This is a genomic window from Bradyrhizobium sp. USDA 241 (assembly GCF_049739505.1).
In the GTDB taxonomy this organism is placed as follows: domain Bacteria; phylum Pseudomonadota; class Alphaproteobacteria; order Rhizobiales; family Xanthobacteraceae; genus Bradyrhizobium; species Bradyrhizobium liaoningense.
In genome coordinates this window covers 1,476,442-1,500,274 of record NZ_JBMGPZ010000002.1, presented here as the reverse complement: position 1 = coordinate 1,500,274, position 23,833 = coordinate 1,476,442, and the positions used below count along the sequence as shown (strand labels likewise).

Genomic DNA, 23,833 nt, shown 5'->3' with positions numbered 1-23,833 from the left:
CGGGGTCATGTTATACAAGTGTATAACGAGGTGTGGCCATGAACGAGAATGCGGACCCCAAGGATCTGAAGAACGAGTCCACCGTGCTCCAGGTGCGCAAGATAGGCAATTCGATCGGCGTCATCTTGCCGAAGGAGCTCGCGGCTCGTCTGAATCTCAAAGAGGGCGACAAGCTGTTTCCGGTCGAGCAATCGGACGGTGGTGTCTTGCTGACGCCGCGTGATCCCGACTTCGAAAAAGCGATGGAAGTCGCGCGGCGAGGTATGAAGCGTTATCACAACGCCCTCGCCGAGCTTGCCAAATGAGCGAGCCGTTCTGGCTGACGCGTCGGATCATCATTGCGATCCATGACGAACAGCTGGCGACCCATGGCGGTGCAAGCGGTCTTCGAGACGAAGGCATGCTCGAATCCGCGCTCGATCGGCCCAGAAACAAATGGTCTTACGAGAGCGCCGATCTTCCTGAATTGGCGGCGGCATACGCTTTCGGCATCGCGCGCAATCATCCGTTCGTCGACGGCAATAAACGCACGTCTCTGCTGGCGCTGTACACGTTTCTCGGCGTGAACGGCATCGACTTCGTTGTGCCCGAGGCAGAAGCGGCAGCCATGATCCTGTCGCTCGCTTCCGGCGAAGTCAGCGAGGAGAGCCTCGCGCGCTGGATCCGCGACAATTGGGATTCCAAATGACCCGATTTGCCGGAAAACTCCGCCCCGGTGCCGTTGCCCTGTTCAAATCTTTAAGGTATCCCAGCCCGAGAATTCGACTTTCGACTGGGGACATCCATGGCTGACCATAGTGAAGTGGCGTACACCACCGCCGACGGCAACGACTATGTTGCCCACGAGCAGACCTATGAGGGCTTCATCAAGCTGGTGAAGTACGGCACGGCCTCGGTCGCGCTCATCGTGATCCTGATGGCGATCTTCCTCACCTGATCCATAGCCTGCCGCACCGCCAGCGTCGTCGGTGCCCATAAAATTTGCATTCAAGCCGGTCCCAAAACCGGTATCCAACGTTGCGGGAGTAACGCTAAGTTCGCGTGCGCGCTTTTTCCCGCGTCGCCGGAGGCCTCATGAAGATTGCCGTTGCCAAGGAAATCGATCCGTCGGAGCCGCGCGTCGCCGCTTCGCCTGACACGGTGAAGAAGTTCAAAGCGCTGGGCGCCGAGGTTGCCGTCGAGCCGGGTGCCGGTATCAAGTCGGGCCTGCCGGATTCCGAATTCACCGCGGCCGGCGCCACCGTCAGTGCCGACGCGCTCAAGGACGCGGACATCATCATCAAGGTGAAGCGCCCCGAGGGGGCCGAGCTCGCGCAGTACAAGCGCGGCGCGCTCGTCATCGCGATCATGGATCCCTACGGTAACGACGCGGCGCTCAAAGCAATGGCCGATGCCGGCATCTCCTCATTCGCTATGGAGCTGATGCCGCGCATCACCCGCGCGCAGGTGATGGACGTGCTGTCCTCGCAGGCGAATCTCGCCGGCTACCGCGCCGTGATCGAGGGCGCCGAGGCCTTCGGCCGCGCCTTCCCGATGATGATGACGGCCGCCGGCACCGTGCCTGCGGCCAAGGTGTTCGTGATGGGCGTCGGCGTCGCCGGCCTCCAGGCGATCGCGACCGCGCGCCGCCTCGGCGCCGTCGTCACGGCCACGGACGTGCGTCCCGCCACCAAGGAGCAGGTCGAATCGCTCGGCGCGAAATTCCTCGCGGTCGAGGACGAGGAGTTCAAGAACGCACAGACCGCCGGCGGCTACGCCAAGGAGATGTCCAGGGAGTACCAGGCCAAGCAGGCCGCGCTCACCGCCGAGCACATCAAGAAGCAGGACATCGTGATCACGACCGCGCTGATTCCGGGCCGGCCGGCCCCGAAGCTCGTCAGCGCCGACATGGTCAGGTCGATGAAGCCGGGGTCGGTGCTGGTCGATCTCGCCGTCGAGCGCGGCGGCAATGTCGAGGGTGCGAAGCCGGGCGAGGTCGTCGATGTCGATGGCATCAAGATCGTCGGCTATACCAACGTCGCCGGCCGCGTCGCGGCTTCGGCTTCCAGCCTCTATGCCCGCAATCTGTTCTCCTTCATCGAGACCATGGTCGACAAGAAAGAGAAGAAGCTCGCCGTCAACTGGGACGACGAGCTGGTCAAGGCCACTGCGCTGACGAAAGACGGCGCCGTGATCCACCCGAACTTCCAGCCCAAATCATCTTAAATCGGGTTTAAGGAGAGCCGCCATGGAGCATGCAGCACAGCTCGTCGACCCCTTCATCTTCCAGCTGTCGATCTTCGTCCTCGCCGTCTTCGTCGGCTATTTCGTCGTCTGGTCGGTGACGCCGGCGCTGCATACGCCGCTGATGAGCGTCACCAACGCGATCTCCTCGGTGATCGTGGTCGGCGCACTGCTCGCGGTGGGGGTCGGCATGATTTCGAGCGGCTCGGGCTGGGCGCGCGGCTTCGGCTTCGTCGCGCTCGTCTTCGCCTGCGTGAACATTTTCGGCGGCTTCCTTGTCACCCAGCGCATGCTGGCGATGTACAAGAAGAAGTCGAAGTGAGCGGCCACCTCGGGCTGAAGGGATCAATGGGGACCTGAGATGAGCGCCAATCTCTCTGCATTCTTGTATCTCGTGGCGGGGGTGCTGTTCATCCTGTCGCTGCGCGGGCTGTCGAGCCCGGCATCGTCGCGCCAGGGCAATCTGTTCGGCATGATCGGTATGGCGATCGCGGTCGCCACCACGCTCGCAAGCCATCCGCCGGCCGATGGCGTGGCGTGGATCCTCGTCATCCTCGCGGTCGCGATCGGCGGCGGCGTCGGCGCGGTGATCGCCCGCCGCGTGCCGATGACCTCGATGCCGGAACTGGTCGCCGCCTTCCACTCGCTGGTCGGCATGGCCGCAGTGCTGGTCGCGGCCGGCGCGTTCTACGCGCCGGAGGCCTTCGGCATCGGGACCCCCGGCAACATCCATCCGCAGAGCCTGGTCGAGATGTCGCTTGGCGTCGCCATCGGCGCGCTGACCTTCACCGGCTCGGTGATCGCGTTCCTGAAGCTGTCGGCGCGCATGAGCGGTGCGCCGATCCTCCTGCCGTTCCGCCACATCATCAACATCGCGCTGGCCCTGGCGCTGGTGTTCTTCATCGTCGGCCTCGTGCTGTCGGGCAGCGCGTTCGACTTCTGGATGATCGTCATCCTCGCGCTGGCGCTCGGCGTGCTCATGATTATCCCGATCGGCGGCGCCGACATGCCGGTCGTGATCTCGATGCTGAACTCCTATTCCGGCTGGGCCGCGGCCGGCATCGGATTCACGCTCGGCAATTCCGCGCTGATCATCACCGGCGCGCTGGTCGGCTCCTCCGGCGCGATCCTGTCCTACATCATGTGCCACGCGATGAACCGGTCCTTCATTTCGGTCATCCTCGGCGGCTTCGGCGGCGAGACCGCCGCGGCCGGTGGGGCAACCGGCGAGCAGAAGCCGGCCAAGCTCGGCTCGGCGGACGATGCAGCCTTCATCATGAAGAACGCCTCCAAGGTCATCATCGTGCCCGGCTACGGCATGGCGGTGGCGCAGGCCCAGCACGCGCTGCGCGAGATGGCGGACATGCTGAAGAAGGAAGGCGTCGAGGTGAAATACGCCATTCACCCGGTCGCCGGCCGCATGCCCGGCCACATGAACGTGCTGCTGGCCGAAGCCAACGTGCCTTATGACGAGGTGTTCGAGCTCGAGGACATCAACTCCGAATTCGCGCAGGCCGACATCGCTTTCGTGATCGGCGCCAACGACGTCACCAACCCGGCGGCGGAAGAGGACAAGACCTCGCCGATCTACGGCATGCCCGTGCTCCAGGTCTGGAAGGCCGGCACCGTGATGTTCATCAAGCGCTCGCTGGCTTCCGGTTACGCGGGCATCGACAATCCGCTGTTCTATCGCGACAACACCATGATGCTGCTCGGCGACGCCAAGAAGGTCACCGAGAACATCGTCAAGGCGATGTAGGCGGAAGGGACCGTGTCCATCAACAAGGAATGGCACCGGTCCCATCCCATGCCGTCCAAAGCCACGCGCGAGCAGCGCGTCGAATGGCACGCTGCTCATAAGGCGGCATGTGGCTGCCGCGACGTTCCGGCCAGTCTGCGCCCTGACGTCATGAAAATTGCTGCGGAGCCGTCGCAAGCCCTAGGCTCACTCGAGGGGCGCGCCGCGCAATGATGACCGTCGTCAAGTGGATCGCCATCTTGCTCGTGACCGTCTACCTCGCCGGTCTCCTCGTGCTGTATGTCCGCCAGCGCGAGTTGCTGTTTCCGATCCCGCCCGTCGGCCGCACCGCACCCGATGCCGCAGGCCTGCCCGAGGCGGAAGAGCACATTCTGACCACGTCGGACGGCGAGAAGGTGATCGTCTGGCACGTGCCGGCGAAGCCTGGTCGTTCCGTGATTCTGTACTTCCACGGCAACGGCGATTTCCTCGCCGGGCGCGTCAGCAGCTTCAAGGCAATGACGGCCGACGGCACCGGCCTCGTCGCACTGTCCTATCGCGGCTATGCCGGCTCGAGCGGGACACCGAGCGAAGAGGGGCTGCTGCGCGATGCCGCAGCCGTGTACGCCTTCACGACCGCGCGATATGCCGCGGAACGAATCGTCGTCTGGGGCTTTTCGCTGGGGACGGGTGTCGCGGTTGCCATTGCTTCCGAACACCCCGTCGCCAAATTGATCCTGGCGGCGCCATACACCTCGACGGTGGACGTCGCTGCCTCGCAGTTCCGCTTCATTCCCGTGCGCCTGCTGATGCGCGATCAGTTTCGCTCCGACGAGCGGATCGCGCGCGTCACGGTGCCGCTGTTGGTGATGCACGGCACCAATGACCTTGCCATTTCGATCATGTTCGGAGAGCGTCTGTTCGCGCTCGCGCGCGAACCGAAGCAGTTCGTTCGCTTTGCGGGTGGCGGACACGACAATCTCGACGCCTTCGGTGCGGTCGAAAAGGCAAGGCAATTCATTGGACCCTAAACGGCTCGTCACGCGGCTCTGGAGCCAGGCCCTCGCCGCCATCCTGACATTTTTGCCGCATCAGGCGTGGGCCGCGACCGGGCTCGACGGCGCGGCGATGCGCTGGCCCTATGCGCTGCCCTTTGCCGGCCTGTTGCTGTCGATCGCTCTGGGGCCGCTGCTGTTCGCAAAATTCTGGCACCACCATTACGGCAAGATCGCCGCGGCCTGGTCGCTGCTGGCGCTCGCCTCGCTCGTCATCTTTGCCGGCGGCATGGCGACGCTGGCGGCGCTCGTTCACGCCGTGCTCGTCGAATATCTCGGCTTCATCGTGCTGTTGTTCTCGCTCTATGTCGTGGCCGGCGGCGTCCTCATCACCGGGGACATCAAGGCGACGCCGGCGACCAATGCCGGCATCCTCGCGCTTGGCACGTTGGGGGCGAGCGTCGTCGGCACCACGGGTGCCGCGATGATCCTGATCCGCCCCTTGATCCGCGCCAACCGCCCGCGGCGCCACAACACCCATGTCGTCATCTTCTTCATCATCCTGGTGGCCAATGTCGGCGGCGCGCTGAGCCCGCTCGGCGATCCCCCGCTCTTCGTCGGCTTCCTGCACGGCGTCGACTTCTTCTGGACCACGCGGGCCCTCTGGTTGCAGACCGCGATCGTGGCCGGACTGCTGCTCGCGATTTTCGTCGCCGTCGACGTCTGGCATTTCCGGAGCGAGCCGCTCGGTGACACCGGCCCGGCGCAGCCGGTCCGCATCCGCGGCCTCGTCAATCTGGTTCTGATCGCGGCCATCGTCGCGAGCCTGCTGGCCTCGGCGATGTGGAAGCCCGGCGTAGCCTTCGACATTCTCGGCACCAAGCTGGACCTCGAGGACGTCGTCCGCAATCTGGCTCTGCTGGCCATTGCGGCGCTGTCGGTGTGGCTGACGCCTGACGAGCACAGGCAGGCCAACGGCTTCACCTGGGAGCCGATCCGCGAGGTCGCAAAGCTGTTCGCCGGCATCTTCGTCGCCATCATCCCGGTCATTGCCATGCTCAATGCAGGCCATCACGGTGCGTTCGCATGGCTGCTCTCCGCCGTGACGGGGCCGGACGGCGCACCGCGCGAGGTCGCCTATTTCTGGTTCACCGGCCTGATGTCCGCGTTCCTCGACAATGCTCCGACCTATCTGTTGTTCTTCGAGCTCGCCGGCGGCGACCCGCAGGTGCTGATGCACGAGCTCTCGGGTACGCTTGGCTCGATCTCGATGGGGGCCGTCTACATGGGAGCGCTCACCTATATCGGCAACGCGCCGAACTTCATGGTGAGCAGCATTGCCAGCGAGAAAGGCATCAAAATGCCGAGCTTCTTCGGCTATTTCTTGCGCGCCGGCGCCGTGCTGATCCCGCTGTTCCTGCTGCTGACGCTGCTGCCGGTGGCGCCGATCCTGCACTGGAGAGCTGGCCCCGGTTGTTTGGACAGCGCCCCGCTGGATTTAAGTGGATTCCTGCCGGGTTATGCTGAACGCGGGGCTTTACGGTTTTGTCGTTGCGTCGGGAGGGCGTAGCCCGACCAGAGCGACGACAAAACCGTCGGCGACGGTCATGCGGCCATCACCATAGCTTGCGTGCCGAAGTAAGCCTCGTCGGGCGTGCGCCCGTCAAGGCTCGAGTGAGGGCGTCCCTGATTGTAGAAGGCCAGATACTTGGCAATTGACGCTCGCGCCTCGGACACGCTGTCGTAGGCGCGGAGATATACTTCTTCGTATTTGACCGTGCGCCAGAGCCGCTCGACAAACACGTTGTCGCGCCAGGCGCCCTTGCCGTCCATGCTGATGGCGATCTTCGCGTCCAGCAGCACATCGGTGAACTCGAGGCTGGTGAACTGGCTGCCCTGATCCGTGTTGAAAATCTCGGGCCTGCCGTGCTTCGCCAACGCCTCCTGGACCGCTTCGACGCAGAAGGCCGCCTCCATTGTGATCGAGACGCGATGGGCCAGGACCCGTCGGCTGAACACATCGACGACCGCCGCGAGATAGACGAAGCCACGCCGCATCGGAATTTAGGTGATGTCCATTGCCCACGCATGGTCGGGCCGCTCGATCTTCAATCCGCGCAACAGGTACGGGTAGATCTTGTGCCCCGGAGCCGGCTTGCTCGTGTTCGGGCGACGATAGACCGCCTCGATCCCCATGCGCTTCATCAGCGTCGCGATGTGGCGGCGACCGGCGTATACGCCCTCCCGCCGCAGCAACGATCGCAGCATACGCGCTCCCGCGAAGGGATAATCGAGATGCAGCTCATCGAGCCGACGCATCAAGGCAAGGTCCTCGGCCGAAACTGGCCGAGGTTCATAGTAGACCGTGCTGCGAGCCAGCTTCAGGACCTTCGCCTGGCGCACGATAGAAAGATCATGATCGCGGTCGATCATCGCTTTGCGCTCAGCAGGCCCGCCTTGGTGAGCGCGCCGGACACAAAATCGTTTTCCAACGCCAGCTCGCCGATCTTGGCATGTAACGCCTTCAAATCGACCGGCGTCTCGGCCGATGTCTTGTCATGCCCAAACACGCCGGCGGCGCCTTCCAGGAGCTGGTTTTTCCAGATCGTGATCTGGTTCGGATGAACATCAAACAGTTGCGCCAGCTCCGCCAGTGTCTTGTCGCCTTTGACCGCAGCCAAAGCAACCTTCGCCTTGAATGCCGGAGAATGCGTCCGGCGGCTCTTCTTCGTCATCTTCGCTCCTGATTCGCAGCAAGAATCCTCGCCGCTGTCAGGCAGAAAATCCACTCAAGCTACTGTCCGAATTTGCGGGGCCAGAGAGCTGGCCCCGGTTGTTTGGACAGCGCCCCGCTGGATTTAAGTGGATTCCTGCCGGGTTATGCTGAACGCGGGGCTTTACGGTTTTGTCGTTGCGTCGGGAGGGCGTAGCCCGACCAGAGCGACGACAAAACCGTCGGCGACGGTCATGCGGCCATCACCATAGCTTGCGTGCCGAAGTAAGCCTCGTCGGGCGTGCGCCCGTCAAGGCTCGAGTGAGGGCGTCCCTGATTGTAGAAGGCCAGATACTTGGCAATTGACGCTCGCGCCTCGGACACGCTGTCGTAGGCGCGGAGATATACTTCTTCGTATTTGACCGTGCGCCAGAGCCGCTCGACAAACACGTTGTCGCGCCAGGCGCCCTTGCCGTCCATGCTGATGGCGATCTTCGCGTCCAGCAGCACATCGGTGAACTCGAGGCTGGTGAACTGGCTGCCCTGATCCGTGTTGAAAATCTCGGGCCTGCCGTGCTTCGCCAACGCCTCCTGGACCGCTTCGACGCAGAAGGCCGCCTCCATTGTGATCGAGACGCGATGGGCCAGGACCCGTCGGCTGAACACATCGACGACCGCCGCGAGATAGACGAAGCCACGCCGCATCGGAATGTAGGTGATGTCCATTGCCCACGCATGGTCGGGCCGCTCGATCTTCAATCCGCGCAACAGGTACGGGTAGATCTTGTGACCCGGAGCCGGCTTGCTCGTGTTCGGGCGACGATAGACCGCCTCGATCCCCATGCGCTTCATCAGCGTCGCGATGTGGCGGCGACCGGCGTATACGCCCTCCCGCCGCAGCAACGATCGCAGCATACGCGCTCCCGCGAAGGGATAATCGAGATGCAGCTCATCGAGCCGACGCATCAAGGCAAGGTCCTCGGCCGAAACTGGCCGAGGTTCATAGTAGACCGTGCTGCGAGCCAGCTTCAGGACCTTCGCCTGGCGCACGATAGAAAGATCATGATCGCGGTCGATCATCGCTTTGCGCTCAGCAGGCCCGCCTTGGTGAGCGCGCCGGACAAAAAATCGTTTTCCAACGCCAGCTCGCCGATCTTGGCATGTAACGCCTTCAAATCGACCGGCGTCTCGGCCGATGTCTTGTCATGCCCAAACACGCCGGCGGCGCCTTCCAGGAGCTGGTTTTTCCAGATCGTGATCTGGTTCGGATGAACATCAAACAGTTGCGCCAGCTCCGCCAGTGTCTTGTCGCCTTTGACCGCAGCCAAAGCAACCTTCGCCTTGAATGCCGGAGAATGCGTCCGGCGGCTCTTCTTCGTCATCTTCGCTCCTGATTCGCAGCAAGAATCCTCGCCGCTGTCAGGCAGAAAATCCACTCAAGCTACTGTCCGAATTTGCGGGGCCAGCTCTCCCAGCCTCTCGTTCCAGCCGCCGGCTCGACTGCACTCGGTTTAGATAGCCGTAAATGTAAAGCTTCAGGAGAACCGAGGGATGGTACGACGGCCGACCGGTGGCCGCCGGCTCCGCACCCTCAAAGCCCACCTCAGCCAAACTGAGCGCATCGACAAATACGTCGATCACGCGAACTGGGTTACTCTCGTCAATGAAATCATCGAGGCATTCGGGCAACAGCGTCCGCTGCCCACGATCCGCCTCTTCAACGAAGCGCCTCATCGATTCCCCCAAAAGAATCACGGGAGAATCATAACAGCCGCTCGCCGTTTTCACACAGCCAGGGTCAATCGCGACGGTTTGGCCCGTCTCGTCGTGGTCCGCTCTTACCCCTGCTCCGGAAGCGACGCCGTTTATGGCCAATAGACCCGATGGGCCAACGGGCGACATAGCAGTAGGCATGCCATTGCCCGGGGATCGGCTCCATGCCAAAATCACTGAATGCAAATACGAGATGCTATACTAGAAGATGCGCCCGCTGCCTGCATCGTGTTGAAGCGGTCGATAGCGGAGCTTTGCGAAGTTGACCACCGAAACGACCCATCCATTCTGGCGCGATGGTTAGGCAATAAGACACACGAGAATTTCTGTGCTTGGGTCAAGCAAACTGACAACTCGGTGCTCGTGGCTGTCGAAGATCAGGATATCCTAGCGGTCGGATCAGTAACCGATGCGGGAACGATTGGCCTCAACTACGTATCGCCCGACGCGCGATTTCGGGGAGTTAGCCGCACCCTGCTGCAGGCACTGGAAATACGAGCCGCGGAAAGAGGCAATAACCGGTGCAACTTGACGAGCACTGAAACCGCTCGCCGATTTTACTTGTCCAACGGCTATGTTGAAAATGGACCGCCGATCGGCGGATTTGGGACGAGTTCCGGCTATCCAATGACCAAGGCTCTGGCGACGCTTGGGCCGATAGAATGCACGATCCGGCCAGCGCGTGAAGATGACGCCGAAGAAATAAGCGCTGTCATTTTACGTACATTGCGCGAAACCAGAGCTATGCGGGAAACTGGGTGATGACGGAATGAGATAGGCGGCGTATCGAGGCGGGTGTCGAGCCTGCCAGAACCTCAAGGAGAGCGATACGCCATGAACGAGCATAGCAACATTGTCCCACTGCGTCAGCCCGATGAGATCGACGATCCACTGACGAATATTTTGCGATCTGGAGCTCGGCAGCTGCTTGCGCAGGCTGTCGAGATGGAAGCCGAGGCGTTTCTCGCCGCGATGAAGGGCTTGAAGCTTCCCGATGGCCGCGACCGCCTCGTGCGACACGGCCATGGTCCAGTGCGGACGATCCAGACGGGGATCGGCGCCGTCGAAGTCGCCCGGGTAAAGATTCGCGATCGCGCGGTGACCAGCGATGGCGAGCGGATCCGCTTCACCTCGGCGATCCTGCCGTTGTGGGCACGGCGCACGAAGAGCTTGGATGCACTTTTGCCGGTTCTGTACCTGCGAGGCATCTCGACGGGCGACTTCCAGGAGGCGCTGGCGGCGCTCTTGGGCAAGGATGCGCCGAATCTTTCTCCGGCGGTGGTTTCCAGACTGACGACGGAGTGGCAGCTCGAGTACGAGCGTTGGCAGAAGCGCGATCTGTCGGCGCGCCGGTACGTATACGTGTGGGCGGACGGCGTCTTCCTGCAGGCTCGCATGGAAGACCACAGCGAATGCATGCTGGTGCTGATCGGCGCGACGCCGGAAGGCAAGAAGGAACTCATCGGCTTCCAGGTCGGCGTGCGCGAGAGCACGCAGAGCTGGCACGAACTGCTCGTCGAGGCGAAAACCCGAGGGCTGAAGATCGCCCCGGAAATCGCCGTCGGTGACGGCGCGCTCGGCTTCTGGAAGGCGCTCGACGAGGTCTTTCCCGCCACGCGACATCAGCGGTGCTGGGTGCACAAAACCGCGAATATCTTGAACAAAGTCGCAGTGTCGGTACAGGCCAGCATGAAGAAGGATCTGCGCGAGGTCTATTTGGCGTCCAACCGAGCTTCGGCCGAAGTGGCGATCGATGTCTTTGCCGAGAAATACGGAGCGAAGTACGACAAGGCGGTCGAGTGCCTGACGAAAGATCGCGACGCAATGCTTGCGTTCTACGAATTCCCCGCCGAGCATTGGGACCACTTGCGGACGACGAATCCCATCGAAAGCGTGTTCGCGACGGTCCGGCACAGAACGGTGCGCACGAAAGGTTCGTTATCGTCAACGACTGCCAAGTTGATGGTGTTCAAGCTGCTCTGCGCCGCATCAAAGACCTGGCGGCGGCTGAAAGGCACAAATCAGTTGCCGAAGGTCAGCGCAGGTGTCAGATTCGAAAACGGCATCGAGGTCATCCAAGTGCCGGAAAACCACGCCGCCTGATCGCCTCGTCACCCAAAATCCCGCATAGCTCGCGAAACCAATGCAAAGGACTATGCAGGAGAGATCATCGATAGGATCGAGCACAGCTTTACTCCGAGCGCCGTGCTAGCCCGTCCTATTCGTGAGAGTGCGGCTTTTGGGCCCGATTGATGCGGCCGCACATCTTGTCTGACGAGGCGCACAGGATTGCCTTCGGCTTTTCGCCGCCTGACGACCGGTACTTTGCAACGCGCTTGAGGGATGGGTTGGGCGAACGGGGGCGGACGCCCCGCCGGTCAAGGACCGAGCGGCAGCAGCGCGCCGGGCAAGCCGCAGATCAGGTCGGCTTCGGGACATGCCGCGGCAAACGCAAGGCGAATGCGGCTCGTGGTCTCGACGACACGGGCGGCGATTTTCAAGAGCCGAAGACGCAGCGTCGCGAACTCGGCAGCGGCCAATTCCCGGGCTTTGGGAATGGCGTCGCGCACGGTCAGCATCAGCCAATAAGCGGCCGTATGGAGCACGAGACGGACCTGGTTGGCGAGCGCCGAACGGCAGCTGGTGCGATCGGAGGCGAGCTGCGTCTTATGCAGCTTGATCAGATTCTCGGCTTGGCCGCGCGCGCAATACAGGCTGTCGTAGATCCACTCGGCCGAGCCGACATCGAGGCTGGTGACGACGAAGCGGATGTCGAGGCCGAGCATCGTCGCCTCAATACGGGCGACAGTGCGCCGTTCGCGATCCCAGGACTTTGCCTTGTGGCGCGTCTCGGTATAGCCACGCAGAACCGGCAGGTTCTCGATGGCGCGTCGCGTGCGGATGTCGTCGGCGACCTCGTCGACTTTTCTGGCGAGAGGCTTGGTGCCGGACAGACCGAAGATGTAGTCGATGCCGTTGGTCTCGCACCACGCCATTGCCTCCGGCCGGGCATAGTGCCCGTCGCCACGGAACGTAATTTGCGTGTTGTGCCATCGCGTCCGGATATGCCGTATCAGGCGGCGCAGATGGGCACGCACCTCGACGCCGCCCGGCGTCTTGCCGGGCCGCAGCACGACGGCCACGGGCCGGCTCTTCTCCGTGTCGTAGACGTGGATCGGCAGGAAGCAGCGTTCGTCATAATGAGCGTTGAACAGCGAGAGCTGCTGATGGCCGTGGACGACGTCGCAGGTATCATCGATGTCGAGCGTGACGGATGCCGGCTCGCGCGGGTAGCTATCCATCCATGCGTCGACCAAAGTGTAGGTCAGCCGGATCACGTCGCGCAGGCGCGGAGCATTCTCCAGCCGCGACAGCGTCGGCTGGGAACACAAATCCCGGCCCGTGTCCGGTAGGCGACCGCAGGCCAGTTTGAATGCCGGATCGGACCTCAGATGATCGAGGTCGTCGGCGTCCTCGTAGCCGCAGCAGATCGCGAACATGCGAGCGCGGAACATATCGACCAGGCTGTGCACGACCCGCGTCGGATCGCGCCGATCCGGGAACACCCGGGCCAGATTGTTGGCCAAGCCGAGACGCCGCTCGGCCATCGCCAGAAGCATCACGCCCCCGTTCGAGGTTAGGCGCCCACCATCGAAGGCAGCTGTGACTTTCTTGGCGTGAACGGCTGGAAACGAGAAGGGCGGAATCGTATCGTCGGTCATGGCGGGCGTGGCGTTCGCGGTTGGAGGTGATGGGGTTGGCTTCGCAACCGAATCCTACGCCGCATCAGCGCTTTACCCCTCAGGCGCACTCTTACGAATAAGACGGGTTAAGTTGAAGAAAGATTGAGTGACTCCCGATCATTTCTGTGCCGAAACGTGGAGTCGCGGTCGTGCCGCGTCCAAAGAAACCGGCGCGAGCGGCCTATTAGACGCGGTAGGTGCTCAGCCTCCGAAACGAGACTATCAAGCATGAAGAGATCGAGCGCGAGGCAGAGGTTTTATTTGTGTTGAATTCTTGCTTCTCGATAGTGGTCTGAAATCGTATCATCGGTCATGGCGGGCGTGGCGTTCGCGGTTGAAGGTGATGGGGTGGCTTCGCAACCGAATCCTACGCCGCATCAGCGCTTTACACCACGCTCGCCAGCCTCTCAGGCGCCCTCTCGCGAATAAGACGGGCTAGAGCTGATCGGCAAACGCACCGTCTTCGTTGCCGCGATTGGTAGTCGCGTCGTTGGAACAGCAAGCCTCGATGGAAGCGTAGTCCGTACCGTCTTCGTGTCTCCAGACTTTCAGACCCGGGGCATAGGCAAGCTGCTCATGGCCGAGGTTGAGCGCACGGCGCGCCAGAGAAACATCGGTAGGTTGGCTGTCCCTTCTTCGATCAGCGCCGAAACATTCTACGCGCAGCTCGGATTTGAAGCCGTGCGCGATAGTTACTTTGGTGAAGAGCGCACGATCATCATGGAGCGATCACTGGAGGACCGTCCGTAAACCTGATTATGGTCATGAGGAAGGTCGGCCGGTTGTCTTCCCGGTCTACCTCGATGAGCCGACAACTGAGGATGAACTTCGCATTCGGGTCAGAAGCGGAATCAGGTGTTTAGCTTCATCGCGTACTTCACGCCGCTATCGCCAACCACCGAAAACCCCAATCTTTCGTAAAGTCGCCTGGCGGGATTGTTTTTCAGAACGGTCAAAACAACCGGCTTTGCCGTCGCTCTCCAAGCCGCTAATAGGCCTCGCAGGACTTCTGTGCCGATGCCATTGCCCTGCTGATCCGGCGCGATGAAGAATTGAAGCAGATGGACCTCTCTAGGGCTCTCTTGAACTTGAAGCCAGCCGACCTCTCTTCCATTGACCGCCACGATCCTGACCTCCGGCAACTTCCATAGTGCGGCAAAACTAGCCCGTTGCTTGGCTTCATCCCACACCATAAGTTCTTGGGTGTAAGGGCGCATAGTCGACAGATACAGCTCGAGTGCAAACTGGTAGTGCGCCGCGGTCGCAGCATTTAGATAGAGCTGGCCCCGGTTGTTTGGACAGCGCCCCGCTGGATTTAAGTGGATTCCTGCCGGGTTATGCTGAACGCGGGGCTTTACGGTTTTGTCGTTGCGTCGGGAGGGCGTAGCCCGACCAGAGCGACGACAAAACCGTCGGCGACGGTCATGCGGCCATCACCATAGCTTGCGTGCCGAAGTAAGCCTCGTCGGGCGTGCGCCCGTCAAGGCTCGAGTGAGGGCGTCCCTGATTGTAGAAGGCCAGATACTTGGCAATTGACGCTCGCGCCTCGGACACGCTGTCGTAGGCGCGGAGATATACTTCTTCGTATTTGACCGTGCGCCAGAGCCGCTCGACAAACACGTTGTCGCGCCAGGCGCCCTTGCCGTCCATGCTGATGGCGATCTTCGCGTCCAGCAGCACATCGGTGAACTCGAGGCTGGTGAACTGGCTGCCCTGATCCGTGTTGAAAATCTCGGGCCTGCCGTGCTTCGCCAACGCCTCCTGGACCGCTTCGACGCAGAAGGCCGCCTCCATTGTGATCGAGACGCGATGGGCCAGGACCCGTCGGCTGAACACATCGACGACCGCCGCGAGATAGACGAAGCCACGCCGCATCGGAATGTAGGTGATGTCCATTGCCCACGCATGGTCGGGCCGCTCGATCTTCAATCCGCGCAACAGGTACGGGTAGATCTTGTGACCCGGAGCCGGCTTGCTCGTGTTCGGGCGACGATAGACCGCCTCGATCCCCATGCGCTTCATCAGCGTCGCGATGTGGCGGCGACCGGCGTATACGCCCTCCCGCCGCAGCAACGATCGCAGCATACGCGCTCCCGCGAAGGGATAATCGAGATGCAGCTCATCGAGCCGACGCATCAAGGCAAGGTCCTCGGCCGAAACTGGCCGAGGTTCATAGTAGACCGTGCTGCGAGCCAGCTTCAGGACCTTCGCCTGGCGCACGATAGAAAGATCATGATCGCGGTCGATCATCGCTTTGCGCTCAGCAGGCCCGCCTTGGTGAGCGCGCCGGACAAAAAATCGTTTTCCAACGCCAGCTCGCCGATCTTGGCATGTAACGCCTTCAAATCGACCGGCGTCTCGGCCGATGTCTTGTCATGCCCAAACACGCCGGCGGCGCCTTCCAGGAGCTGGTTTTTCCAGATCGTGATCTGGTTCGGATGAACATCAAACAGTTGCGCCAGCTCCGCCAGTGTCTTGTCGCCTTTGACCGCAGCCAAAGCAACCTTCGCCTTGAATGCCGGAGAATGCGTCCGGCGGCTCTTCTTCGTCATCTTCGCTCCTGATTCGCAGCAAGAATCCTCGCCGCTGTCAGGCAGAAAATCCACTCAAGCTACTGTCCGAATTTGCGGGGCCAGCTCTGATGGATGCTTCTTTCCATGTTCGGCAGCGTAGCACTTGCTTGTCGCCAATGTCAGCTTTGAGTCAAAATGCGACTTGCGTTTTACGTCGGCTCTTGGGGCGGGACCGGACGTTCGGGGAGCTATGGCGGAATCTGGGTGATGACGGTGTGAGGAAGGCGGCGTATCGAGGCGGGTGGACGAGCCTGCCAGAACCTCTCGAGGAGAGCGATACGCCATGACCGAGACTACCAATGTTCTTGCTTTCCGTCAGCCGTCCGCGGTTGATGATCCACTGACCGATATCGTTCGTGCCGGCGCGCGGGACCTGCTTGCCAGGGCGATCGAGATCGAGGTTGGCGCGTTTCTGGCCAGCACGGCCAATCTGACGCTGCCCGACGGTCGAGCGCGCCTGGTCCGACATGGGCACGGTCCGGTGCGCGAGATTGCGACCGGCATCGGTCCGGTGGAGGTCGCTCGTCCCAAGGTCCGCGACCGCGGAGCGAGCGGGCCAGGCGACCGCCTCCGCTTCAGTTCGGCAATCCTGCCGCTATGGGCGCGGCGGACGAAGAGCCTGGATGCCTTGATCCCGGTCCTCTATTTGCGCGGCATCTCGACCGGCGACTTCCAGGAGGCGCTCTCGGCGCTGCTCGGCAAGGATGCGCCGAACCTGTCGCCTTCGGTGATCGCCGGCCTGAAGGCCGATTGGCAGGTCGAGTACGAACGCTGGCAGAGACGCGATCTGTCGGCGCGTCGCTATGTCTACATCTGGGCCGATGGCGTGTACCTGCAGGCCCGCATGGAAGATCACAGCGAATGCATGCTGGTGCTGATTGGCACCACGCCGGAAGGCAAGAAGGAGCTGATCGGCTTCCAGGTCGGCGTGCGCGAGAGCGCGCAGAGCTGGCGCGAACTCCTGATCGACCTGCGGCAACGCGGGTTACGGATTGCCCCGCAACTCGCCATCGGCGACGGCGCCCTCGGCTTCTGGAAGGCACTGGACGAGGCCTTTCCCGGCACGCGGCACCAACGATGCTGGTGCCATAAAGTGAGCAACGTACTCGACAAGGTCGCCAAATCCGTGCAGGGCCCCATGAAGAACGACCTGCGGAACATCTATCTGGCCCCACACCGGGCCGAAGCTGAAACCGCGATCGACGTCTTCGTCGAGAAATACCACGTCAAATACGGACGTGCGGTGGAGTGCCTGATCAAGGATCGCCATGCGCTGCTCGCCTTCTTCGACTTCCCTGCTGAGCACTGGATCCACCTACGCAGCTCGAACCCGATCGAGAGCGTCTTCGCCACGGTGCGCCACCGAACGGTGCGGACCAAGGGATCGCTGTCGCAACAAACTGCGAAGCTGATGGTGTTCAAGCTCATCGACGCCGCATCGAAGACCTGGCGGCGATTGAAGAGCACGAACCAGTTGCCGAAAGTCATCGCCGGTGTAAAGTTCATCGACGGAATCGAAGTCATTCCGAACACTGAAAGCCACGCCGCCTGATCAGGCCGCGTCACCCAAAATCAGCCATAGCTCACGTTCGGGGCAAGCGACCGCCGGCACGACAATCCGGCAGACTCATTATTGGCTAAAACCGACTCGTTTCTGCTCTCAGGGCACAGCAACGGGCGTGTAGACAGCCAAGCTCAACGAGGAGTAGCCTCGCCGTTTACAATCGATATTCCAGTCGCAACCATCTTCCGAAACTGGAATTGTATCCCCGCTTCCTCCAATGTTTTCCGCAGACGACCCGACGTCTCCGAGTTGAGGATCGTCAGACCCTGCTCGAAGCGATTCAAAGTCGTCTTCGACAGGCCTGCCTTTCTCGCCAGAAAATCTTGATTCCAATTGAGCCACGCTCGGGCGGCTCTCACCTGGGCAGGAGATATGCTCGGCGCCGACGCGTTAACCATGATCCTGGACTTTTCTTCCCTTCGGCATGCGGATTTGCTATTATTAAGAGGTTGTTAAGCGTGGCGTCCGGGCGGGCGGACAAGAGGCGCCATCAAAACAGCAATCGAATCCTACAATGTAATCCTTGCTAGGTCATTTGCCTGGACGGAATGACGTTGGCTCGACCTATCTCGCCGGGAGGAACTTAGGCAAATGAGTCCTTGGCGATAGGCGACGCGGGGGCGAAGTTCGGCGCCGCGTCCAAAATTCGGAATGTCATAAATATGGATCGAGGCCACCACCTTGCGATTGGGGGAACGTATGCGCACGACCAATGGAAGCGTCGTTCACGGCAATCAGCTGCCGAACACCAACGCCCGGGAGCAATTAGCTCGCCGTATGGCGGCCCCACCAACCCATTGGTGGCGGCTTCGAAGCCCTCACGACTTGAGTATGCGCGATGTAAGAGCGATCCGTGAGGCACTCCTAAAGACGGATTTGGTGAGGGACTGCGATTGTGTTTCGGCATGGAATAAGGACCCCGTTTTCGGGGTGATCGGCATCCAATCGGGACCCCGGGATAAGGGTCCACAGTGGCTTCCATCGAGTCATGGAAGCCGAGGTTGGGATGCTGGTGGTGGAGACGATTGGTAAGATCCGTCGCGCCTACTTTGTTGATGGTCGTCCGATCAAGGCGATCTGCCGAGAACTTGGCGTATCGCGGAAGGTGGTTCGCAAGGTCATTCGTTCTCAAGCGACGGAGTTCCGGTACGAGCGCGAGACGCAGCCGCTCCCGAAGATGGGTGCCTGGAGTGCCGAGCTTGATCGGTTGCTGGCAGGGAATGAGAGCAAGGCGGCGCGGGAACGGCTGACGCTGATCCGGCTATTCGAGGAGCTTCGCGGCCTGGGTTATGCCGGCGGCTATGATGCGGTTCGTCGATACGCACGACGGTGGAGCAAGGAACGCGGCACCTCGACAGCGTCGGCTTATGTGCCGCTGAGCTTTGCACCCGGCGAAGCTTACCAGTTCGACTGGAGCCACGAGGTCGTCCTGCTGAGCGGCACCACGGTGATGGTGAAGGCTGCTCATGTCCGGCTCTGTCACAGCCGCATGCTGTTCGTGCGGGCCTATCCGCGGGAGACGCAGGAGATGGTGTTCGACGCCCACGACCGGGCATTCGCCTTGTTCAAAGGCACCTGCACCCGCGGCATCTACGACAACATGAAGACCGCGGTGGAGACGATCTTTGTCGGTAAAGGCCGTCTCTACAATCGCCGCTTCCTGCAGATGTGCAGCCACTATCTGGTCGATCCGGTCGCCTGTACGCCAGCGTCGGGCTGGGAGAAGGGGCAAGTCGAGAACCAGGTCGGGCTGGTCCGGGAACGCTTCTTCACGCCGCGGCTGCGGTTCAAAACCCTCGACGAGTTAAACGCCTGGCTGCTCGACAAATGCATCGCCTACGCCAAGGCTCATCGCCATCCGGAGCTGACCGATCAGACGATCTGGGACGTGTTCGAAGCCGAACGCCCCAAACTCGTTCCCTATGCCGGCCGCTTCGACGGCTTCCATGCGGTGACGGCATCGGTCTCGAAGACCTGCCTGGTGCGCTTCGACAACAACAAGTACTCGGTCGCAGCCAGCGCAGTCGGACGACCGGTCGAGGTTCAAGCCTATGCCGATCGCATCGTGATCCGTCAGGATGGACGTATCGTTGCCGAGCACCCGCGATCATTCGGTCGCGGCGAGACGGTCTACGACCCTTGGCACTATGTGCCCGTGCTGGTGCGCAAGCCCGGTGCCTTGCGTAATGGCGCTCCCTTCAAGGACTGGGTGCTGCCCGCAGCGATTGAGCGTGTACGGCGCAAACTCGCCGGTGCCGACGATGGCAATCGACAGATGGTCGACATCCTCAATGCGGTGCTGACAGACGGATTGCCCGCGGTGGAAGCCGCCTGCGCCGAGGCGGTCGCTCATGGCGTTCATTCCGCCGATGTCGTTCTCAATATCCTGGCCCGTCAACGTGAACCCGCCCCACCGGCCAACATCATGACGCCGGCCGCACTGACGCTCCGTCATGCACCGATCGCCGATTGTGCCCGCTACGACAACCTCCGGAGGACCATCTGATGGAACGAACCCAAATCTTCGACCTCATGGGCGAACTCAAGCTCTACGGCATGAAGGCTGCCTTCGACGAGATCATGGCAACTGCCGTTAAGCGCCAGCACGAACCTCAGCGCATTGTCGGCGACCTGCTCAACGCCGAGATCAACGAGAAGCAAGCCAGGTCGATCAAATACCAGCTCACCATTGCCAAGCTGCCGCTCGCCAAGGACATCGCCGACTTCCAGTTCGACGGCACGCCGATCAATCAGACTCTCGTCAATGATCTCGCTGACGGCGGCTTCATCGCCCAACAACGCAACGTCGTGCTGGTTGGCGGCACCGGTACAGGCAAAACACACCTGGCCATTGCCGTCGCCAGAAGTTGCATCCGCAATGGCGCTAGAGGACGCTTCTACAACGTCGTCGACCTCGTCAACCGGCTCGAGACCGAAACCCGCAACGGTCGGCAGGGACGGCTCGCCGAGCATCTGACCCGCATGGACTTCATCGTCCTCGACGAGCTGGGCTATCTGCCGTTCGCGCAATCCGGCGGTCAGCTCTTGTTCCATCTCATCAGTCGGCTCTACGAGCGCACCTCAGTCATTGTCACCACAAATCTTGCGTTCGGCGAATGGCCGAGCGTGTTCGGCGATGCCAAAATGACCACCGCGCTACTCGACCGATTGACCCATCACTGCGACATCGTCGAGACCGGCAACGACAGCTGGCGATTCAAAAGCCGCGACGATGTTCAAACAACCCGCGCTCGCGCCGTCTCCGCAACCCCGACCAGCTCCGACGACCCGAGCGCTACCAGCAGAGCACGCCGATCAAAGGGGTCCCTTTTGGAGGCCGATAGGGGGTCCCAGTCAAACGCCGATTGACAGACACCCGAAATAAGAAAGGTGAGAAAGTGAACACAGCGGGCGGCCTGCACATCGACAATGAGCATGTGGCAGACGCCATCGCCATCGTCCACGCCGGAATCCGTTTGCCGGAGTTCAAACAGTCGTTAGCATTTCTCAGGCTGGGCGCTGCAAATCCGGGATGATATCCCTTGATTCTATTTGGCTTTTTGTACATTTCGGAACAAATCAAGAACAAAAAATCGCTTGCATTCGCTGGGGACCCGCTGTAGGGACGCGCATTAGCACTTCCGCAAAAAGCAAATGGAGGTCGATGTGCAAATGTTCAGAACCATTGGATTCTCCTAGGAAATTGTTGTGAGGAGCCCCGAACCCCGGGGGCTACCTGATTTTTTGTTAGGCAAATCGTGTTACAGGAGGAGAGCTATCGTGAATGTGGCCCTCGAAAAGATGAAAAAGACGCAGACCCCGAAACAGGTGGTGATCGAGTGGATCACCTACATCCTGGATCGTAGGCGGATCAATGCGACCGAGCTGGCCCGCAAGGCGGAGCTGGCTCCCTCGACGCTGCTCCGGCTACTGAATAATCCAGAACATCCGTTCGTCCCGACCCTGAAGACCCTTCAGAAGGTCGCCAACGCAGCTGGCATCCCCATTACCAAGAAGGTGATGGGGGCCCTCAATGTCGACGACGGCGAGAACGTCATCGAGCTGGGCACCACCGAGAAGGCGATGCGCCGGGCTGGCTATAGCGGTGGTGCTCGCCCGGCTCAGGTGGAGTTCAAGCACGTGTCGGCGCTGCCGGCATCGCTACAGGCTGCCGCAGGCTCGAAGAAGGATGGCTACGTGTCGGCACCGCCCCAACTTGAGGACGATGAGACCGCGTTTGCTTTCCACATGCCGGATGACACGTTCGGCGACTGGCTGAAGGCCGGCTCGCTGATGTTTGGCACCAAGCGGCGCGACCCGATCGCGGGCGACATGGTCCTGGTCACAGGCAAGGACGGCAAGAGCCGCGTGCGCTTGCTGACCAGCATCGACGAGAAGGGCTTGAAGCTTACGAAAGAGATGCCGGCGAAGAACGAAGAGACGTTCAAATTCGACGACATCCAGGACATCGCCATCGTCGCTGTTATTGTTCGGGTGTAAGTCAGTCCTGACTTACACCGCCGAACAGATCCTTGGTCCGAGCGAATAGGGACCTGATCAACGTTGCGGGCGCGGTCATCGCGTCGATGTTGAAGTCGGTTCGCAGGGCCTCGAGCTTTGCGAGCCATTCCTTGTCGGCATCGAGCTTGGCCCGATCCGCACGATCCTTCCACTCCTCCTTCTGAATTGCGAGCCTGACCTTCTCGATCTCGAAATCCAGGTACTCCTGAAACTCCTTCAGGTGTACGGCTAGGTCCTGGATCTCCGGCTCGATCTTGACGAGGATGTCGCACACCCTCCGCATGAGCTGCGGCAGCCGGTTGCGGAAGCGAGGGTTGATCTCCCGCGTCCCCGGATTCTGCAGCACTCCAACTTCACTCGACTTCATCCGTCTCACCTTTCGTCGCCTTTTCCCGCTCTTCCCAAGCCTTGTAGTCTTCCGGACCAGGCTTCATCGGCGGCAGGCCGCGGTCTATCGCCGCAAGTGCGAGAGCCATGACTCTCGATACGCCACGTCGCTCCATTTTGCTGATTGCTTGTGGGCTAAGGCCCAACCATCCAGCCAATTCCGGCTGTGTCAGTCCCCGCGCGATCCGCCAAACTCGCGTTTCCTCGCCAGTCAAGAACTTTCCATTCGCATCTTTTCTTCTACGCTGAACCATGCCACCTCGGGGCAGCATTCGCGCTGTCCGTTTATTGGGTGCTATCGACCACCGTCGATATGTGGGTTGCCCCGGAGGTCACCGAAATGCAACCTCCGTTGCGCCGCCGCAACCCTCCTATGTTGTTATTGTCGTTGCCGAATCAGGCTGCTGCCTCAGCTCTTTGCACGCTCCGCATTCGCGCCATATTTCCAGCCTTCCACGCCTCCTGTATCAGGCGCACGGCGGCCGGCCGCAGCACGGGCTGGTCGGTCAGCCTCACCCATTTGCGGCCTCGCCAGGCGATGACGAAGTATGTGGGCGGTTGATTGAACTTCTTCTTCACGTAGCCTCCAGGAAGTTGGTGATGGAACCGTCAAGCTGAGGCTCAGCGGAAGTTGCGTCAGTCATGGTTCCTCCTATGCAAAGTCCAGTTCGTCGTAGCTGTCGTCGCCCTTGCGGCGGCGGCGATAGTCATTGCTCCGATGCGGAGCAGCTCGGCCTGACCCGCGAGAGGTGCGCATCAGGCTTCCGAGATCGACGCTGCCATCGAGGTCGTCGTCGAGCAGCGAAACGTTCTTCCATTCGAAGACGCCAGGCTGTGCCATCACGCCGCCTCCAGGGCGAAGTGCTTGGCGCCAGCGCCGTGCGCCTCGATCGTGATGTCGGCTTTGCCACCCGAGCGATGACCGCCGCAGAGCAGGCAGTAGGCGCACTGCACGGCCTTGCCCATCTCGGCAGCAGCAGGGCAGTGGCCTTCGCCGGCAGCCTTGGGCTCACCCTTGGGGCGGACCCGGTAGGTGCGGAAGCCGAGCGCCTTCGCCATGATGCGATCGGCCTCGCTGTCGCAGGACGCCATGCTGAAGTCCGCGAGCCCCGGATACTCACGCCACAGGTGCGTGTAACCGGTCAGCTCGTCGACCTGGGCCAGGGCCGTCTGCCACACCTTGAGCGGCACGGCGCCAGGATCGCCATAGGCACCGATGCGACAGCGCTTGCGGGCCAGCAGCTTGCGAGCCTTGGCCAGCGTCACGTCCGGATAGACGCCGCGAGTGAACGCATCCCAGACCACGCGAGGACCGTGCATCAGGGTGACGTAGCAGGACCGGCCGACGTTCTTGCGGTTGCCGGTCTTGGGATCGATCTCGATGCGACCACGGTGGACGCAGCTGCCGCAGATCGACACGTCATCGCCGGTCTGCACAGCTTCCAGCGGGTTCTGGTCGCCACGGATGATGTAGATCTGGACCATCGGGCCAGTCTTCGAGTTGCTGCCGCCGTCCTCCAGGCCGGTGGCGATCACAACAATGGGCTGGCCATCGATCATCGACGGCCCGCGGTACAGAACGAAACCGTTCACGGGTCTCTCC

The 23,833-nt window shown here is 61.4% G+C and carries 24 protein-coding genes and 3 pseudogenes; 15 read left to right on the top strand and 12 right to left on the bottom strand.

Annotation, left to right across the window (positions count from 1 at the left end):
* The first annotated feature begins 38 nt into the window (after nt 1–38).
* The 8 genes from ABIF91_RS08410 (at nt 39) to ABIF91_RS08375 (ending at nt 6,526) form a co-directional block, all read left to right on the top strand.
* Nucleotides 39–305: an AbrB/MazE/SpoVT family DNA-binding domain-containing protein gene (locus ABIF91_RS08410; protein WP_050994984.1), complete on the top strand. Its 267-nt coding sequence runs from the start codon at nt 39–41 to the stop codon at nt 303–305.
* Nucleotides 302–688, top strand: a complete 387-nt coding sequence (locus ABIF91_RS08405) for a type II toxin-antitoxin system death-on-curing family toxin (RefSeq protein ID WP_028180799.1) — start codon at nt 302–304, stop codon at nt 686–688. Before ABIF91_RS08410 ends, ABIF91_RS08405 begins: the two co-directional genes overlap by 4 nt.
* Before the next feature lie 96 nt (nt 689–784).
* Nucleotides 785–937 (top strand): aa3-type cytochrome c oxidase subunit IV, encoded by a 153-nt coding sequence (locus tag ABIF91_RS08400; RefSeq protein ID WP_008136857.1) that lies wholly within the window; start codon nt 785–787, stop codon nt 935–937.
* A 137-nt stretch (nt 938–1,074) separates the two neighbouring features.
* Nucleotides 1,075–2,205 (top strand): Re/Si-specific NAD(P)(+) transhydrogenase subunit alpha, encoded by a 1,131-nt coding sequence (locus ABIF91_RS08395; protein WP_028180800.1) that lies wholly within the window; start codon nt 1,075–1,077, stop codon nt 2,203–2,205.
* Nucleotides 2,206–2,227: 22 nt separating this feature from the next.
* Nucleotides 2,228–2,545, top strand: a complete 318-nt coding sequence (locus ABIF91_RS08390) for a proton-translocating transhydrogenase family protein (protein WP_028180801.1) — start codon at nt 2,228–2,230, stop codon at nt 2,543–2,545.
* A 39-nt stretch (nt 2,546–2,584) separates the two neighbouring features.
* Complete coding sequence (locus tag ABIF91_RS08385) at nt 2,585–3,982, top strand: NAD(P)(+) transhydrogenase (Re/Si-specific) subunit beta (protein WP_028180802.1); 1,398 nt, start codon at nt 2,585–2,587, stop codon at nt 3,980–3,982.
* A 212-nt stretch (nt 3,983–4,194) separates the two neighbouring features.
* Entirely contained in the window at nt 4,195–4,992 is a 798-nt protein-coding gene (locus ABIF91_RS08380) for an alpha/beta hydrolase (protein ID WP_028180803.1), read from the top strand.
* 97 nt (nt 4,993–5,089) lie between these two features.
* Nucleotides 5,090–6,526, top strand: a complete 1,437-nt coding sequence (locus tag ABIF91_RS08375) for a sodium:proton antiporter (protein WP_424579096.1) — start codon at nt 5,090–5,092, stop codon at nt 6,524–6,526.
* Nucleotides 6,527–6,561: 35 nt separating this feature from the next.
* Here the strand turns inward: ABIF91_RS08375 and ABIF91_RS08370 are convergent.
* The 3 genes and pseudogenes from ABIF91_RS08370 to ABIF91_RS08360 all read right to left on the bottom strand — a co-directional run.
* Nucleotides 6,562–7,691: pseudogene (locus ABIF91_RS08370) on the bottom strand (IS3-like element ISRj2 family transposase).
* 230 nt (nt 7,692–7,921) lie between these two features.
* Nucleotides 7,922–9,051 (bottom strand): IS3-like element ISRj2 family transposase gene (locus tag ABIF91_RS08365; protein WP_129557670.1). Its coding sequence is split into 2 segments (ribosomal slippage): nt 7,922–8,799 and nt 8,799–9,051, totalling 1,131 coding nucleotides; the frame shifts between segments, so codons are not numbered across the junction.
* A gap of 85 nt (nt 9,052–9,136) precedes the next feature.
* A pseudogene (locus ABIF91_RS08360) lies at nt 9,137–9,403 on the bottom strand (transposase); the annotation flags it as partial.
* A 219-nt stretch (nt 9,404–9,622) separates the two neighbouring features.
* Here ABIF91_RS08360 and ABIF91_RS08355 point away from each other — a divergent pair.
* Entirely contained in the window at nt 9,623–10,204 is a 582-nt protein-coding gene (locus ABIF91_RS08355) for a GNAT family N-acetyltransferase (RefSeq protein ID WP_424579047.1), read from the top strand.
* 72 nt (nt 10,205–10,276) lie between these two features.
* Nucleotides 10,277–11,545 carry an IS256 family transposase gene (locus tag ABIF91_RS08350; protein ID WP_014497957.1) on the top strand — a complete coding sequence of 423 codons (1,269 nt, stop codon included), beginning with the start codon at nt 10,277–10,279 and terminating at the stop codon, nt 11,543–11,545.
* Between the two features lie 275 nt (nt 11,546–11,820).
* Here the strand turns inward: ABIF91_RS08350 and ABIF91_RS08345 are convergent, their stop codons facing one another.
* Complete coding sequence (locus ABIF91_RS08345) at nt 11,821–13,164, bottom strand: IS1380 family transposase (protein ID WP_424579046.1); 1,344 nt, start codon at nt 13,162–13,164, stop codon at nt 11,821–11,823.
* 462 nt (nt 13,165–13,626) lie between these two features.
* Between ABIF91_RS08345 and ABIF91_RS08340 the strand changes: the two genes are divergently transcribed.
* Entirely contained in the window at nt 13,627–13,935 is a 309-nt protein-coding gene (locus ABIF91_RS08340; RefSeq protein WP_424579095.1) for a GNAT family N-acetyltransferase, read from the top strand.
* A gap of 101 nt (nt 13,936–14,036) precedes the next feature.
* Here ABIF91_RS08340 and ABIF91_RS08335 read toward each other — a convergent pair whose 3' ends face one another.
* Together ABIF91_RS08335 and ABIF91_RS08330 are read right to left on the bottom strand one after the other, a co-directional pair.
* Complete coding sequence (locus tag ABIF91_RS08335; protein ID WP_424579094.1) at nt 14,037–14,510, bottom strand: GNAT family N-acetyltransferase; 474 nt, start codon at nt 14,508–14,510, stop codon at nt 14,037–14,039.
* Between the two features lie 97 nt (nt 14,511–14,607).
* Nucleotides 14,608–15,737, bottom strand: a protein-coding gene (locus ABIF91_RS08330) for an IS3-like element ISRj2 family transposase (RefSeq protein ID WP_129557670.1) whose coding sequence is annotated in 2 segments (ribosomal slippage) — nt 14,608–15,485 and nt 15,485–15,737 — 1,131 coding nt in all. Because the reading frame shifts where the segments join, the coding sequence is not laid out codon by codon here.
* A gap of 304 nt (nt 15,738–16,041) precedes the next feature.
* On the opposite strand from ABIF91_RS08330, the gene ABIF91_RS08325 reads away from it, so the two are divergent.
* Nucleotides 16,042–17,310, top strand: a complete 1,269-nt coding sequence (locus tag ABIF91_RS08325; RefSeq protein WP_038952271.1) for an IS256 family transposase — start codon at nt 16,042–16,044, stop codon at nt 17,308–17,310.
* Nucleotides 17,311–17,453: 143 nt separating this feature from the next.
* Here the strand turns inward: ABIF91_RS08325 and ABIF91_RS08320 are convergent, their stop codons facing one another.
* Nucleotides 17,454–17,720, bottom strand: coding sequence for a helix-turn-helix domain-containing protein (locus ABIF91_RS08320; RefSeq protein WP_284282898.1), 267 nt, complete (start codon nt 17,718–17,720; stop codon nt 17,454–17,456).
* A gap of 608 nt (nt 17,721–18,328) precedes the next feature.
* Here ABIF91_RS08320 and istA point away from each other — a divergent pair.
* The 3 genes and pseudogenes from istA to ABIF91_RS08305 all read left to right on the top strand — a co-directional run bounded on the left by istA (nt 18,329) and on the right by ABIF91_RS08305 (nt 21,822).
* A pseudogene (gene istA / locus ABIF91_RS08315) lies at nt 18,329–19,919 on the top strand (IS21 family transposase).
* Nucleotides 19,828–20,691, top strand: a complete 864-nt coding sequence (gene istB, locus ABIF91_RS08310) for an IS21-like element helper ATPase IstB (protein ID WP_038952122.1) — start codon at nt 19,828–19,830, stop codon at nt 20,689–20,691. Before istA ends, istB begins: the two are co-directional and overlap by 92 nt.
* Nucleotides 20,692–21,102: 411 nt before the next feature.
* Nucleotides 21,103–21,822: a helix-turn-helix domain-containing protein gene (locus tag ABIF91_RS08305; protein WP_424579045.1), complete on the top strand. Its 720-nt coding sequence runs from the start codon at nt 21,103–21,105 to the stop codon at nt 21,820–21,822.
* Nucleotide 21,823: 1 nt separating this feature from the next.
* On the opposite strand, the gene ABIF91_RS08300 is transcribed toward ABIF91_RS08305, so the two are convergent.
* From ABIF91_RS08300 to ABIF91_RS08280, 5 genes are all read right to left on the bottom strand, one after another.
* The gene (locus ABIF91_RS08300) at nt 21,824–22,210 is read right to left on the bottom strand and encodes a hypothetical protein (protein WP_424579044.1); all 387 of its coding nucleotides are present in this window, start codon (nt 22,208–22,210) and stop codon (nt 21,824–21,826) included.
* A complete protein-coding gene (locus tag ABIF91_RS08295; protein WP_424579043.1) occupies nt 22,197–22,484 on the bottom strand; it encodes a helix-turn-helix transcriptional regulator in 288 nt (95 codons plus the stop codon). Before ABIF91_RS08295 ends, ABIF91_RS08300 begins: the two co-directional genes overlap by 14 nt.
* A gap of 142 nt (nt 22,485–22,626) precedes the next feature.
* Nucleotides 22,627–22,809 (bottom strand): hypothetical protein, encoded by a 183-nt coding sequence (locus ABIF91_RS08290; RefSeq protein ID WP_424579042.1) that lies wholly within the window; start codon nt 22,807–22,809, stop codon nt 22,627–22,629.
* A 73-nt stretch (nt 22,810–22,882) separates the two neighbouring features.
* Nucleotides 22,883–23,074 (bottom strand): hypothetical protein, encoded by a 192-nt coding sequence (locus ABIF91_RS08285; RefSeq protein ID WP_424579041.1) that lies wholly within the window; start codon nt 23,072–23,074, stop codon nt 22,883–22,885.
* Nucleotides 23,071–23,823, bottom strand: a complete 753-nt coding sequence (locus ABIF91_RS08280; protein ID WP_424579040.1) for a hypothetical protein — start codon at nt 23,821–23,823, stop codon at nt 23,071–23,073. Before ABIF91_RS08280 ends, ABIF91_RS08285 begins: the two co-directional genes overlap by 4 nt.
* Nucleotides 23,824–23,833 lie beyond the last annotated feature (10 nt).

Coding starts and splice junctions, on each gene's coding strand:
- ABIF91_RS08410 (WP_050994984.1), top strand. CDS start 39: ATGAACGAGAATGCGGACCCCAAGGATCTGAAGAACGAGTCCACCGTG.
- ABIF91_RS08405 (WP_028180799.1), top strand. CDS start 302: ATGAGCGAGCCGTTCTGGCTGACGCGTCGGATCATCATTGCGATCCAT.
- ABIF91_RS08400 (WP_008136857.1), top strand. CDS start 785: ATGGCTGACCATAGTGAAGTGGCGTACACCACCGCCGACGGCAACGAC.
- ABIF91_RS08395 (WP_028180800.1), top strand. CDS start 1,075: ATGAAGATTGCCGTTGCCAAGGAAATCGATCCGTCGGAGCCGCGCGTC.
- ABIF91_RS08390 (WP_028180801.1), top strand. CDS start 2,228: ATGGAGCATGCAGCACAGCTCGTCGACCCCTTCATCTTCCAGCTGTCG.
- ABIF91_RS08385 (WP_028180802.1), top strand. CDS start 2,585: ATGAGCGCCAATCTCTCTGCATTCTTGTATCTCGTGGCGGGGGTGCTG.
- ABIF91_RS08380 (WP_028180803.1), top strand. CDS start 4,195: ATGACCGTCGTCAAGTGGATCGCCATCTTGCTCGTGACCGTCTACCTC.
- ABIF91_RS08375 (WP_424579096.1), top strand. CDS start 5,090: ATGCGCTGGCCCTATGCGCTGCCCTTTGCCGGCCTGTTGCTGTCGATC.
- ABIF91_RS08355 (WP_424579047.1), top strand. CDS start 9,623: ATGCAAATACGAGATGCTATACTAGAAGATGCGCCCGCTGCCTGCATC.
- ABIF91_RS08350 (WP_014497957.1), top strand. CDS start 10,277: ATGAACGAGCATAGCAACATTGTCCCACTGCGTCAGCCCGATGAGATC.
- ABIF91_RS08345 (WP_424579046.1), bottom strand. CDS start 13,164: ATGACCGACGATACGATTCCGCCCTTCTCGTTTCCAGCCGTTCACGCC.
- ABIF91_RS08325 (WP_038952271.1), top strand. CDS start 16,042: ATGACCGAGACTACCAATGTTCTTGCTTTCCGTCAGCCGTCCGCGGTT.
- ABIF91_RS08320 (WP_284282898.1), bottom strand. CDS start 17,720: ATGGTTAACGCGTCGGCGCCGAGCATATCTCCTGCCCAGGTGAGAGCC.
- istB (WP_038952122.1), top strand. CDS start 19,828: ATGGAACGAACCCAAATCTTCGACCTCATGGGCGAACTCAAGCTCTAC.
- ABIF91_RS08300 (WP_424579044.1), bottom strand. CDS start 22,210: ATGAAGTCGAGTGAAGTTGGAGTGCTGCAGAATCCGGGGACGCGGGAG.
- ABIF91_RS08295 (WP_424579043.1), bottom strand. CDS start 22,484: ATGGTTCAGCGTAGAAGAAAAGATGCGAATGGAAAGTTCTTGACTGGC.